The 12610-nt window shown below is 52.5% G+C and carries 10 protein-coding genes, 16 tRNA genes and 1 rRNA gene; 3 read left to right on the top strand and 24 right to left on the bottom strand.

What is annotated here, in order from left to right; all coding sequences use genetic code 11:
* Positions 1-24 precede the first annotated feature (24 nt).
* Complete coding sequence (locus FLT43_RS22945) at positions 25-435, top strand: hypothetical protein (protein WP_127510889.1); 411 nt, start codon at positions 25-27, stop codon at positions 433-435.
* Positions 436-663: 228 nt separating this feature from the next.
* Here FLT43_RS22945 and FLT43_RS22940 read toward each other — a convergent pair whose 3' ends face one another.
* The 7 genes from FLT43_RS22940 to FLT43_RS22910 all read right to left on the bottom strand — a co-directional run bounded on the left by FLT43_RS22940 (position 664) and on the right by FLT43_RS22910 (position 5436).
* Complete coding sequence (locus FLT43_RS22940) at positions 664-1308, bottom strand: response regulator transcription factor (RefSeq protein WP_087440917.1); 645 nt, start codon at positions 1306-1308, stop codon at positions 664-666.
* A 1-nt stretch (position 1309) separates the two neighbouring features.
* Positions 1310-2404, bottom strand: coding sequence for a HAMP domain-containing sensor histidine kinase (locus tag FLT43_RS22935; RefSeq protein ID WP_087440898.1), 1095 nt, complete (start codon positions 2402-2404; stop codon positions 1310-1312).
* A gap of 39 nt (positions 2405-2443) precedes the next feature.
* A complete protein-coding gene (liaF, locus tag FLT43_RS22930; protein WP_087440899.1) occupies positions 2444-3097 on the bottom strand; it encodes a cell wall-active antibiotics response protein LiaF in 654 nt (217 codons plus the stop codon).
* A 132-nt stretch (positions 3098-3229) separates the two neighbouring features.
* Positions 3230-3910, bottom strand: coding sequence for a PspA/IM30 family protein (locus FLT43_RS22925; RefSeq protein ID WP_087440900.1), 681 nt, complete (start codon positions 3908-3910; stop codon positions 3230-3232).
* A 1-nt stretch (position 3911) separates the two neighbouring features.
* Positions 3912-4403: a PspC domain-containing protein gene (locus tag FLT43_RS22920; protein WP_087440901.1), complete on the bottom strand. Its 492-nt coding sequence runs from the start codon at positions 4401-4403 to the stop codon at positions 3912-3914.
* Between the two features lie 8 nt (positions 4404-4411).
* Positions 4412-5086, bottom strand: coding sequence for a PspA/IM30 family protein (locus FLT43_RS22915; RefSeq protein WP_087440902.1), 675 nt, complete (start codon positions 5084-5086; stop codon positions 4412-4414).
* A 44-nt stretch (positions 5087-5130) separates the two neighbouring features.
* Entirely contained in the window at positions 5131-5436 is a 306-nt protein-coding gene (locus FLT43_RS22910) for a LiaF transmembrane domain-containing protein (protein WP_087440903.1), read from the bottom strand.
* Positions 5437-5688: 252 nt separating this feature from the next.
* Here FLT43_RS22910 and FLT43_RS22905 point away from each other — a divergent pair, with 252 nt between their 5' ends.
* Together FLT43_RS22905 and FLT43_RS22900 are read left to right on the top strand one after the other, a co-directional pair.
* The gene (locus FLT43_RS22905; protein WP_087440904.1) at positions 5689-6228 is read left to right on the top strand and encodes an NfeD family membrane protein; all 540 of its coding nucleotides are present in this window, start codon (positions 5689-5691) and stop codon (positions 6226-6228) included.
* 61 nt (positions 6229-6289) lie between these two features.
* The gene (locus FLT43_RS22900) at positions 6290-7828 is read left to right on the top strand and encodes a flotillin lipid rafts scaffold protein FloT (RefSeq protein WP_087440905.1); all 1539 of its coding nucleotides are present in this window, start codon (positions 6290-6292) and stop codon (positions 7826-7828) included.
* A 326-nt stretch (positions 7829-8154) separates the two neighbouring features.
* On the opposite strand, the gene FLT43_RS22895 is transcribed toward FLT43_RS22900, so the two are convergent.
* From FLT43_RS22895 to FLT43_RS22815, 17 genes are all read right to left on the bottom strand, one after another.
* A tRNA-Leu gene (locus tag FLT43_RS22895) sits at positions 8155-8236 on the bottom strand.
* 14 nt (positions 8237-8250) lie between these two features.
* Positions 8251-8327: transfer RNA gene (locus tag FLT43_RS22890), tRNA-Arg, on the bottom strand.
* Positions 8328-8350: 23 nt separating this feature from the next.
* Positions 8351-8425 (bottom strand) — tRNA-Cys (locus tag FLT43_RS22885).
* Between the two features lie 3 nt (positions 8426-8428).
* A tRNA-Gly gene (locus FLT43_RS22880) sits at positions 8429-8503 on the bottom strand.
* Between the two features lie 5 nt (positions 8504-8508).
* Positions 8509-8583: transfer RNA gene (locus FLT43_RS22875), tRNA-Gln, on the bottom strand.
* A gap of 6 nt (positions 8584-8589) precedes the next feature.
* Positions 8590-8665, bottom strand: a tRNA-His gene (locus tag FLT43_RS22870).
* Between the two features lie 21 nt (positions 8666-8686).
* A tRNA-Trp gene (locus tag FLT43_RS22865) sits at positions 8687-8760 on the bottom strand.
* A gap of 5 nt (positions 8761-8765) precedes the next feature.
* Positions 8766-8851 (bottom strand) — tRNA-Tyr (locus FLT43_RS22860).
* A 4-nt stretch (positions 8852-8855) separates the two neighbouring features.
* Positions 8856-8931, bottom strand: a tRNA-Thr gene (locus FLT43_RS22855).
* 12 nt (positions 8932-8943) lie between these two features.
* Positions 8944-9019, bottom strand: a tRNA-Phe gene (locus FLT43_RS22850).
* A gap of 17 nt (positions 9020-9036) precedes the next feature.
* A tRNA-Asp gene (locus FLT43_RS22845) sits at positions 9037-9113 on the bottom strand.
* A 4-nt stretch (positions 9114-9117) separates the two neighbouring features.
* Positions 9118-9194 (bottom strand) — tRNA-Met (locus FLT43_RS22840).
* A 6-nt stretch (positions 9195-9200) separates the two neighbouring features.
* A tRNA-Val gene (locus FLT43_RS22835) sits at positions 9201-9276 on the bottom strand.
* A gap of 80 nt (positions 9277-9356) precedes the next feature.
* Positions 9357-9431, bottom strand: a tRNA-Glu gene (locus tag FLT43_RS22830).
* A gap of 4 nt (positions 9432-9435) precedes the next feature.
* Positions 9436-9528 (bottom strand) — tRNA-Ser (locus FLT43_RS22825).
* A gap of 1 nt (position 9529) precedes the next feature.
* Positions 9530-9605 (bottom strand) — tRNA-Asn (locus FLT43_RS22820).
* A 69-nt stretch (positions 9606-9674) separates the two neighbouring features.
* A 23S ribosomal RNA gene (locus FLT43_RS22815) occupies positions 9675-12489 on the bottom strand.
* Positions 12490-12610: the final 121 nt, after the last annotated feature.

Raw genomic sequence — 12610 nt, 5'->3', positions numbered from 1 at the left:
CCGCTATAGAAGGAGGTATGTAACGTGATTCCTATTCCATTGGATGAAGAAGTCATCCGATCGCATTGCGGGCGGACCGTGTGTGCCGTTACCCATGATGGCCGCCAGTTCATTGGCCGTCTCAGCCACTGCCGGGACGGCAAAATCATTCTGAACGAAGAAGAAGTTCCCGAAGAGGTAATTCCGATTGTTGAGGAAGAATGCGAGCCCAAGAAAAAGCCGCACAAGCGGCGGGTCAAACCGGTCAAGCGGCCTTGCAAGCCCGTCAAGCGCCCATGCAAGCCATGCAGCGGGAAGAAGGGCAGGGTGACCTCCCTTCAACCCAAGGGAGCCTTTCCAGCTTCGCATCATGGCCCACACTCGGGCCTGTATGGCCGCGGCCGGATAGAACTCGACCTGACGCTTATCGCGCTCTTGTTTCTTTTGCTCGTGTAACACTCATTCTGCTTCTCCTCCCCGAATTCCTGCCGCTCCCCATCGAGTTGTTGCCAGAAGCACAATAACGGCTAACGGCTGCTTCCTTGCACGCCCCTCCTGCAGACAGAACCGGGTATCGTCACCCGGTTCTGCCACTTATCACACTCCATTCGCGTTTCCTTATTGTCCCCCTCCTGGGCCTTCCGCGAGCACAAAAAAACCCGGCCTTTAAGGTCGGGTCATCCGTTATTCAGCCAGGCCGTTCTTGTAAGCGTAAATGGCGGCTTGCGTGCGATCCTCCACGCCCAGCTTGGCAAGGATATTCGTGACGTGGAACTTCACGGTCTTGATTCCAATGAACAGGTCATCGGCGATATCTTGGTTGGACTTGCCTTGGGCAAGCAATCGCAGTACATCCATTTCCCGGTCCGTCAGTTGTTCATGGGCGGCTTGCGTAGGCTTCGGCTGGCGGAAGCGGTTCATCATTTTCGAGGCGACCTGCGATTCGAGAACGGACTGTCCCCGAGCGGCGGCACGGATAGCCTCGGCAATTTCCGTTGCACGTGACGTCTTGAGCAGATAGCTGAACGCTCCCGCTTCAATGACAGGGTACATTTTCTCGTCATCCAAGTAACTGGTCAGCACAATGACCTTGCAGTCGGGATACAGGCTCAGCAGCTTGCGCGTCGTCTCAATGCCGTCCATCCCCTCCATAACCAGATCCATCAGCACGACATCCGGCTTGTACTCTTGTGCCAAGCGGATTCCTTCCTCGCCGTTGCTTGCCTCGCCAACGACCTCGATGCCATCCTCGGTGCTCAATACGGCTGCCAATCCGATGCGCACCATCTCATGGTCATCTACGAGCAATACTTTGATATCTGTGTCCATATCAGGCATCCTCACCTCCTGGGCCATCGCTGCCCTCTTCGTCCTTCAGCCCGCTCTCTTCATTGACGACGGGAACGCGTATTTCAATGCGGGTGCCTTTGTTCGGCGCCGTAATGAATTGCACCGAGCCCCCGATCTCATTGATTCGCTCCTGCATCGTACGCAAGCCGTAGCTCGCTTGCTTTTTGTCATCCCATTCGAAGCCGACGCCATTATCGCGAATGAATAAACGCACATAATCGCCTCGGTCCTGGAGCTTGATCTCCATGCGGGTCGCCTTGGAATGGCGGAGCGTATTCGATAATGCTTCCTGCACGATACGGAATAAATGATTCTCGACGCCCTTCAACAGCGTAATATGCTCGTCCATCTCATATTGAATCTGAATGGGCACCTTCGCTTCAAGCTCTCGAATCAGTTCAGCGACACCTTGCGTAAGGCCCTTGCCTTCCAGGTGAACCGGCCGGAGATGGAGCAGCAGCGCTCTCATTTCCGATTGGGCTACCGAGGCCATTTCCTCGATAAGCTCCACCTGGCTCTCCGCTCGCTCAAAATCTTTGTCCAGCGTCCTTCGCACCGCCGTAGCCGTCATCGAGATCGCGAATAATTGTTGGCTCACGGCGTCATGCAGCTCCCGCGCCAAGCGTTGACGCTCTTCCATAATGGCCGATATCCTGGCCTGTTCGGCTAATTGGGCGTTATTCGTGGATAACCGCTGCAAGGAGGTCACCTGTTCCTCCCAGCGCTTGCTCACCCTGCCCAATTGATCGGCCAGTTGGCCGATCTCGTCGTCTCCCAGGTCCGGCATCGGCCGGGACAGATTGCCCTTCTCCAAGAGCAGCATCGATTCGCGCAGCAGCTCAATCCGCCGTTTCATGCGAAAACCTTGGAAAAAGCCGAAAATCGCCGCAATTATGGCTACGACGATTAAGACAGACAGCGTCGATTTCACGCCGGCCAGCCAGGTTTCGAACGGTTTGACATATCCATATGATTGCATTAAATAAACAATGACGAAAAACAGGACAAAGGAAAGGAGAAGCGTCTCGCCCATCAAGCGCACAACCATATTTTTCGTCTGTTTTTTCGGTTCCATTGCCGGCTTGCATCTCCTTTCTGCAGCATCTTCTCCATATTACGCGTGCAATCGGATATCAATATCTCCTACGATGTAAGAGATGCGAAGTTTCACCCGCTGCTCCGAGCGTTCATAATTCGGCGAAGTATAGGCCCATTTGTTGAGCAAGCCGGTCTCCCGGTGCTGACCCGCATTGATCTGTCCGAACAAGACCGTCGCTTCCACTTTGACTCCGATATCGTCAGGAATCGAAATGTCCATATCTCCGAGCACGCCTTGGAACAAGAGCATCGTCTCCGGCTCCTCCATCATCGCGAGCGACAAGTCGATGTCGCTCTCTCCGATCACATGCCACAAGCTCTGGCTGTGCAAATGGAACGGCTCCCGATCCCATTTGAGATTCGCTGTCAGATCGGGACGCTTCTGCATCCATTCGTGCTTTTGTTCATAGCGGGTCCGAGAATAAAAAATACCGAGCGATATGAGAATGATGCCGACAAACAGCATCAGATGCTCCAACAACAGGATAGCTCCCCCGATACCAAGCAAAGTATAGCCGAGACGAAGCTCCTCGGATTTTACTTTGCTAATGCCGAGGTACAGCATGAACAGGGCGACAAAGGTTCCGAAGCTAATCCATTTGCCAATCAGAATGAACAGTCCCGCGATAATGAGCAAATATGCAAGTAAACGATTGTTCCCCTTTATCATGACGCACCTCCTGTCGCTCAGAATCAATAGAGTTGTGCCGGAAAACCTTACAACGAAACTTAACGGCGATGCGGGGGCATCGCCGTAAGCTCCTTAGTTAGCATATCATAACCGCGTCCAAGTCCCAAGGGGTTATTCGCTGCGGTTCAATTTTTGTTTCAATGCTTCCAACTGCTCATCGACTTTCATTTGCTTCTCAACATCTACCGGTGGTTGATAGGTCGTGGCTGCATATCCGCCGTACGGTACACGGGTGACTTCCGCTTCCGCTTCAAGCTGCATAATCTTCTCTTCCATGCGTTGGAATCCGCGGGAAGCTTCGCCCGATTCGATGCTGTGAACGCTTGTAATGGAAGCCATTTGCTTGCGGGCTTTCGCCATTTGAGCACGAGCAGACAGTTCGTTGCGCTTGTTGCGCAGCTTGTAGAACTCGTCTTTCATCGAATGCAGCTGCTGCATGAGCTCATCGGCTTGCGCTTTCGCTTGGGCATGCAATTCTGCATATTCCGTAACTTTTTGATCGATGTACAATTTTTCTTCCAAGTATTTGCGGGCTGCTTCTTCATGACCGGATACGAGAGCGCGCTCAGCCTGGACTTCGCGGTCAGCCACCATCCGAATCGCTTCGTCGTAGCGATGCTTGATGCGGCGCTCGCTTGCCATTTGCTTCGCTACCGTTACTTCAGCTTCCCGAATCTCCTGCTCCATGTCGCGGAGGTATTGGTTAAGCATAACTACCGGATCTTCCACCTTGTCCAACATTTCATGAATCGACGCTTTCGTCATATCTTTAATTCGTTTGAATACTCCCATTTTACTTATCCCCTTTCTCGTATTTCGCAATTTTCTCGCGAAGTTCTTGAAGTTCTTTGCGCATTGCTTTTCTTTCAATATCATCCATCATCGAATCGATGGGGGAATCATATTGAGTCTTGCTTCCGTTCGGCTTCGTTCCGTAGGATCCATAGCTGCTGTAATCGTTCCGGCCGTTATTGTAGCCGCTGTTACAGCTGTTATTGCCGTTGTAGCCACCACCAGGATAGCCGCCGTCATTTCCGTAATATCCGTTCGAATTCTGATACGGTCCTCCACCGTAATTATATGGTCCGTATGTCGTGAATGGCTCTTTCGGAACCACAAGCGCTACGATGAAGTAGACGGGTATCAGGGAGAATGCCGTGAAGAACACGCCCAGGACGAACAGTATGCGCAGCAGCGTCGCATCCATATTCAACCATTCAGCGATTCCTCCGAGTACACCGCAGAACTTCCGGTCACGAACCGAACGGTACAATTTTTTGTTCATGGTTCATGTCACTCCTTCGCAGTGTCCAATTTCTTGCGCAGACGTTCCATCTCACGCTGCAGTGCAATGTCTCTTTCGGTATTCCCGCCGTAAGGTGATGTTCCGTTGGAGCGGCGCACCTCTTGAAGGCTTGTGTTTTCCCACTCCATGTCGGATACGCGATCCTCCAGCCGGCGGAACATGCCGTCCACCTGCCCGTAGCCATATTGGCCAAAGCGTTGGTTCATTTGCTGCTGAAGCCGTATGTTCTGCATGCGAGCGAAGTAATACTGCCGCTTGTCATAGACGGTCTGATATTCGCTCTTGAGTATGTTCAGCTGTTCTTCCAGCTCCAGGATGGATTCCTTGCTTTTATTGTAGAGATCCTCGTACTGCCGCGCTTTCTCGTCATGCATCATTTTTTCTTGGAGTGCAATCCTAGCGGCGAATTCCTCTCCCGCCTTCAAGGCCAGCATCGCTTGCTGCTCGCGGCGCTCTCTCATTTCATTGGCCTGATTCATCTGATGTCTCATTTGATTCGCGTGCACCACATACTGTTGATATAAGCGGTCCGCTTCCGCGATGTCCTGCCGAGTGCGCATAAGGAATTGGTCGATTAACCGGACAGGGTCTTCCGCTTTGTCAAGCCGCTCATTGAGCGTTGCCAGTGTAATATCGCGAACCCTTTTCAAAATATTGCTCATGCCTCTCTGTCCCTCCTTCATCCAAATACGTTGCTGTCTCCTGTTCAGTAATGATGGCCACTTCGTTTGTTATTCAGCATTGAGATACCGAACACAATCATTCCGATGGCGATGAAAATGCCGATGAGCCAGGATAGCTTGCCGATTAATGTGATGGAGCCCAATATGATGAAGACCCATCCGAAGAACGAATTCCCTGCCTTGACTCCATAATAACCGAGTACAATCAGCAGAATCGGGAACAAGTAGCCGAACCAGCTTCCCAAGTGAACTCCAAACTTGCTGAGCAGAATGAACGCTCCCAATGCTATCAAGATAATAGCGAACGAGTTGCCTTTTTTCATTTGCATTCGGTTTGTCACCACCTTTCATTGTGCCTTGCTTATGTCTTTATTTTAGGGGATTCCCCTTCTGTTCAAAACAGGCTGGGGGCGGTTTTTCGTACTGGACTCAGGTCGGGGGGACAGACCGTCTCAAGGTCAACCGGGGCTGGACTCGAGGGAAGGTAATTTGAAACTCCGTGCGTGATTCGGCGTATATATTATCATAGGAAGCTTTCCGAACTATCGGGCCTGACTCTGGCAGGCGAAAGGAGCAATGCCATGGACACGTTATTTTGGGGTCTGTTCATCTTCGGTATTTTATATTCCGTTGTTACCTTGATATTCGGGGAAATATTGAGTCATGCGTTCGATTCCATTTTTGGAGACGGGCTGCCTTTTCTGCAGCCGACGGTGCTCGTGAGCGGGCTAACGGCTTTTGGCGCAATTGGCATTCTGCTGAACCGTTATACGGCTTGGCAGTCCACGCTCATTCTTGTGGTCGCTATCGCCGGCGCGCTCATTGTCTGCCTTCTTATGTATTTCCTCTATATTCGCCCAATGCACAATACAGAGAGCTCTACCGGCTTCTCCATTCAGGACTTGGTTGGCAAAGTCGGAGAAGTCAGCATTTCGATTCCTTCCGTCGGATACGGGGAAGTGACATTGCGAATCGGAGCCGGCTTGACGAATCAAATTGCCGCTTCTTTCGATAAGGACAACATTCCTGCCGGAACGACGGTTGTCGTCATTAACGTCGCCGAAGACACGCTGTATGTATCCCCTCTTACCAAAGAAATGCTCAGCCTTCAAGAAAACTGATTCAGGAATACGCTAATTACGGTTTCACTACAAATTTACATAGAAAAGGGAGCTGTATGCCATGGAATTCAATGAAGCGATCATGGTGCCGGTGATTGTAATCGGCGTCATCCTCGTGCTGGGCCTCGCATTCTGGGCCCGCTACAAGACGGTCAGCCCGGATGAGGCGATGATCGTGACCGGGACGTATCTCGGTACCAAAAATGTCAGCGCCGATGAAACGGGGCGCAAGATGAAAATTGTCCGCGGTGGCGGCGCATTTATTCTTCCGGTGTTTCAACAGTCGCAATTCTTGTCCTTATTATCTCATAAGCTCGATGTCATGACACCGGAAGTATATACCGAGCAAGGCGTTCCGGTGATGACCGACGCGGTCGCCATCATTAAGATCGGCAGTTCGGTAGAAGATATTGCCACGGCAGCCGAGCAATTCCTCGGCAAGCCGACGGAAGCGCTCAAGAGCGAAGCGCAGGAAGTATTGGAAGGACATCTTCGTGCGATCCTTGGATCAATGACGGTCGAGGAAGTTTATCGTAACCGCGATCGTTTTGCACAGGAAGTCCAGTCTGTGGCCGCCAAAGATTTGAAGAAGATGGGGCTTCAGATCGTTTCCTTCACCATCAAAGACGTACGCGACAAGCACGGATACTTGGATGCGCTCGGGAAGCCGCGGATTGCGGCCGTGAAGCGCGACGCTGAAATCGCGGAAGCCGAAGCGGTGAGAGACTCGCGGATTCAGAAGGCCAATGCCGAGGAGCAAGGAATGAAGGCCGAACTGCTGCGCGATACCAACATCGCCGAAGCAGCGAAGGAGAAGGAATTGAAGGTAGCTTCCTTTAAGAAGGATCAGGATATGGCCCGTGCGGAAGCCGACCAAGCGTATTACGTGCAGGAAGCCCGTTCCAAGCAAAGCGTCGTCGAAGAGCAAATGCGGGTCGAGCTCGTTCGGAAAGAACGGGAAATTGACCTCGAAGCTAAAGAAATTTTGCGCCGTGAGAAGCAGTATGATGCTGAAGTGAAGAAGAAAGCAGACGCCGAGCGTTACGCCGTCGTTCAGTCCGCAGAAGCCGATAAATCCAAGAAAGTGCTTGAAGCCGATGCGATGCAGTATCGGATCGAGGCGGAAGCGAAGGCAATGGCGGAGCAGAAGCGCCTCACCGGTATGGCGGAAGCGGACGCCGAACGGGCACGGGGAACCGCGGAAGCCGAAGTCATCCGGCTGCGCGGTCTGGCAGAAGCCGAAGCGAAGCAGAAGCTCGCCGAAGCGTTCGAGAAATTCGGCGAAGCAGCGGTGCTCGATATCGTCATGAAGATGCTGCCTGAACTGGCCGGCAAGATTGCCGAGCCGCTGCAGCAGATTGACAAGCTGACTGTCGTGGATACCGGCAACGGAGAAGGGGCGGCCCGCGTTAGCAACTATGTAACCCAACTGATGGCGACGGCCCCGCAAATGTTGAAGGATGTGTCCGGACTTGATGTCGAAAAAATGATTCAGCGTCTGACGAATGGAGCAGGCACTCCACAAGCAAAACGTTCTGCGGTCCCGGTGGAAGCTCCACCTGCAGTATCAGGCGACACCGAGAATCCCCAAGCAGAATAAGGCGTTTTTAGACGTATAGAGTATACACCATATACATCATAATAAAGAAGCCTTGCCTGAATTGTTATGGCAAGGCTTCTTCTTGTATAGGTTGTTCCGCCGGATTGCTCCATGCAAGTGCCCGCACAGGGTTTCTACGCCCTCAGCGTCGTCACAGACTCTTATGTACTCTTCAGAAAGGCAGTAATCCGGCTGAAGCATGCTCGCCACCTGTACGAACGGGGAGGAACTTAGCTATACGTTGCATTTCATTGTCTCCGTACAATGTACGGTCAAGTTTTCAATATAAACAAAAAAACACCCTTCAGGTGTCTTGGTGTTAAAACTGGTGCCGGTGAGAGGACTCGAACCTCCACGGTTTCCCTCACGATTTTGAGTCGCGCGCGTCTGCCATTCCGCCACACCGGCATATGAAGTTAATCTGGCGTGCCCTAAGAGATTCGAACTCCTGACCTTTTGATTCGTAGTCAAACGCTCTATCCGGCTGAGCTAAGGGCACATATCACTCAGAAAGAAATGAGTTGGAGGCGCCACCCAGATTCGAACTGGGGAATAAAGCTTTTGCAGAGCTTTGCCTTACCACTTGGCTATGGCGCCATCTGGAGCGGACAACGGGATTCGAACCCGCGACCCTCGCCTTGGCAAGGCGATACTCTACCACTGAGCTATGTCCGCATAAATGGCTGGGGATATAGGATTCGAACCTATGCATGACGGAGTCAAAGTCCGTTGCCTTACCGCTTGGCTAATCCCCAAAGGTATGGGGCGATCGAGGGGAATCGAACCCCCGAGTGTCGGAGCCACAATCCGATGCGTTAACCACTTCGCCACGACCGCCACATTATGAAATTATTGGATTGGCAGGGGCAGCAGGAATTGAACCCACACTAACGGTTTTGGAGACCGCTGTTCTACCTTTAAACTATGCCCCTATGTATGGTGGAGGATGATGGATTCGAACCACCGAACCCGTACGGGAACAGATTTACAGTCTGCTGCGTTTGGCCACTTCGCTAATCCTCCATGATGGTGCCGGCGATAGGAGTCGAACCCACGACCTACTGATTACAAGTCAGCCGCTCTACCAACTGAGCTACACCGGCATAAGCCTATTATGGTGGCTCGGGACGGAATCGAACCGCCGACACGAGGATTTTCAGTCCTCTGCTCTACCGACTGAGCTACCGAGCCTAATAATATAAGTATAATGGCGGAGCTGACGGGATTCGAACCCGCGTTCTCCTGCGTGACAGGCAGGCATGTTAGGCCTCTACACCACAGCTCCAGATTGGTTGCGGGGACAGGATTTGAACCTGCGACCTTCGGGTTATGAGCCCGACGAGCTACCGAACTGCTCCACCCCGCGATAATATGGTGGACGCTGACGGGATCGAACCGCCGACCCTCTGCTTGTAAGGCAGATGCTCTCCCAGCTGAGCTAAGCGTCCATATTGTAGCGACTAATATATCTTAACAGATTGTTGGGGTTGATTTCAACCCTCAATTTTTACCAGTCGCAAGACATGATTGGTGACCCGTACGGGATTCGAACCCGTGTTACCGCCGTGAAAGGGCGGTGTCTTAACCGCTTGACCAACGGGCCATACTGGCGGAGAGAGAGGGATTCGAACCCTCGAGACGCTTGTGACGCCTACACGATTTCCAATCGTGCTCCTTCGACCAAACTCGGACATCTCTCCATGGCTCCCCGAACAGGACTCGAACCTGTGACAACTCGGTTAACAGCCGAGTGCTCTACCGACTGAGCTATCAGGGAATATATAATTGATAAGGTATTGTACCTTAAAAACTGAATGCGAAAGTTCGTCTTGCGAATCATCTTACTTAGGATAAGCCCTCGACCGATTAGTATTGGTCAGCTCCATGCATTGCTGCACTTCCACCTCCAACCTATCTACCTCGTCGTCTTCAAGGGGTCTTACCAATGTGGGAAATCTCATCTTGAGGGGGGCTTCACGCTTAGATGCTTTCAGCGCTTATCCCTTCCGTACTTGGCTACCCAGCTATGCCTCTGGCGAGACAACTGGTACACCAGCGGTACGTCCATCCCGGTCCTCTCGTACTAAGGACAGCTCCTCTCAAATTTCCTACGCCCGCGACAGATAGGGACCGAACTGTCTCACGACGTTCTGAACCCAGCTCGCGTACCGCTTTAATGGGCGAACAGCCCAACCCTTGGGACCTACTTCAGCCCCAGGATGCGATGAGCCGACATCGAGGTGCCAAACCTCCCCGTCGATGTGGACTCTTGGGGGAGATAAGCCTGTTATCCCCAGGGTAGCTTTTATCCGTTGAGCGATGGCCCTTCCATGCGGTACCACCGGATCACTAAGCCCGACTTTCGTCCCTGCTCGACTTGTAGGTCTCGCAGTCAAGCTCCCTTCTGCCTTTGCACTCTTCGAATGATTTCCAACCATTCTGAGGGAACCTTGGGGCGCCTCCGTTACTCTTTAGGAGGCGACCGCCCCAGTCAAACTGCCCGCCTGACACTGTCCCCGAACCGGTTCCACGGTCCCAGGTTAGAACTCCGATACGATCAGGGTGGTATCCCAACGGCGCCTCCACCGAAGCTGGCGCTCCGGCTTCTCAGGCTCCCACCTATCCTGTACAGACCGTACCAAAGTCCAATATCAAGCTGCAGTAAAGCTCCATGGGGTCTTTCCGTCTTGTCGCGGGTAACCTGCATCTTCACAGGTATTAAAATTTCACCGGATCTCTCGTTGAGACAGCGCCCAAGTCGTTACGCCATTCGTGCGGGTCAGAATTTACCTGACAAGGAATTTCGCTACCTTAGGACCGTTATAGTTACGGCCGCCGTTTACTGGGGCTTCGGTTCATAGCTTCGCCTTGCGGCTAACCACTCTCCCCTTAACCTTCCAGCACCGGGCAGGCGTCAGCCCGTATACTTCGCCTTACGGCTTCGCACAGACCTGTGTTTTTGCTAAACAGTCGCTCGGGCCTATTCACTGCGGCCCCCTCGGGCTATTCACCCTACCGGGGCACCCCTTCTCCCAAAGTTACGGGGTCATTTTGCCGAGTTCCTTAACGAGAGTTCTTCCGCGCGCCTTAGAATTCTCTTCTCGCCTACCTGTGTCGGTTTGCGGTACGGGCACCTTTACCTGGCTAGAGGCTTTTCTTGGCAGCATGAAATCAAGACCTTCGGTACTGTAATTTTCCCTCCCCGTCACAGCCCAGCCTTACGGTCAGCGGATTTGCCTACTGACCAGCCTCACTGCTTGGACGAGCATCCATCAGCTCGCGTCCCTATCCTTCTGCGTCCCCCCCCATTGCTCATAACGGCTACGGTGGTACAGGAATTTCAACCTGTTGTCCTTCGACTACGCCTTTCGGCCTCGCCTTAGGTCCCGACTTACCCTGGGCGGACGAGCCTTCCCCAGGAACCCTTAGGCTTTCGGCGGACATGATTCTCACATGTCTTTTCGTTACTCATACCGGCATTCTCACTTGTGTACAGTCCAGCAGTCCTTCCGGTCTGCCTTCAACCCGGTACACAACGCCTCTACCACTGATGCAGCATAAAAGCATCAATCCATAGCTTCGGCGGCATTTGCACCACCATCAGCCACATTTTGTGGGCCTTAGCTGATGGTCTGGGCTGTTTCCTCTTGACAACGGACCTTAGCACCCATTGTCTGACTCCCGGATAATAAGTCCATGGCATTCGGAGTTTGACTGAGCTTGGTAACCCTTGGCGGGCCCCGCACCCAATCAGTGCTCTACCTCCACGACTCTTCCTCCGAGGCTAGCCCTAAAGCTATTTCGGGAGAACCAGCTATCTCCGAGTTCGATTGAATTTCTCCGCTACCCCACCTCATCCCCGAATTTTCAACATTCGTGGGTTCGGGCCTCCAGTGCGTGTTACCGCACCTTCACCCTGGACAGGGGTAGATCACACGGTTTCGGGTCTACGCCTACGTACTCATTCGCCCTATTCAGACTCGCTTTCGCTGCGGCTACGGCTTTTCACCTTAACCTTGCACGTAAACGTAACTCGCCGGTTCATTCTACAAAGGCACGCCATCACCCATAAAGGGCTCTGACTTCTTGTAAGCACACGGTTTCAGGTTCTATTTCACTCCCTTCCGGGGTGCTTTTCACCTTTCCCTCACGGTACTGCTTCACTATCGGTCGCCAGGGAGTATTTAGCCTTAGCAGATGGTCCTGCCGGATTCCCACGGGGTTTCACGTGTCCCGCGGTACTCGGGATCCGTCTCGGAGGGCATTTACTTTCGAGTACAGGGCTATTACCTTCTTTGGCGGGCCTTTCCAGACCTCTTCGTCTAATAAACACCTTTCTGACTCCATGTGAGACGTCCCACAACCCCGGAGAGCAAGCTCTCCGGTTTAGGCTTTTCCGCGTTCGCTCGCCGCTACTGACGGAATCACTATTGTTTTCTCTTCCTGAGGGTACTTAGATGTTTCAGTTCCCCTCGTATGCCTCTTCACACCCTATGTATTCAGGTGTGAGTGACTGCCTATTACAGCAGCCGGGTTTCCCCATTCGGACATCCCCGGATCGATGCTTGCTTACAGCTCCCCGAGGCAATTTCGTCGTTCGCCACGTCCTTCGTCGGCTCCTGGCGCCTAGGCATCCTCCGTGTGCTCTTACTAGCTTAACCTAGCGGTAGTTTAAAAGTCCCCAAAGTGGCCTTTTAAACCATCATTATTATAAGGATGATTCTAAGCTTTACTTTCGCGATTCAGTTTTCAAGGTACAAAGGGATTATCCTTTCAAAACTG

Origin of the sequence: Paenibacillus thiaminolyticus (assembly GCF_007066085.1) — a bacterium.
Taxonomy (GTDB): Bacteria; Bacillota; Bacilli; order Paenibacillales; family Paenibacillaceae; genus Paenibacillus_B; species Paenibacillus_B thiaminolyticus.
Note: the sequence above shows the minus strand (reverse complement) of the source record. Positions and strands in the feature narration are given on the sequence as shown.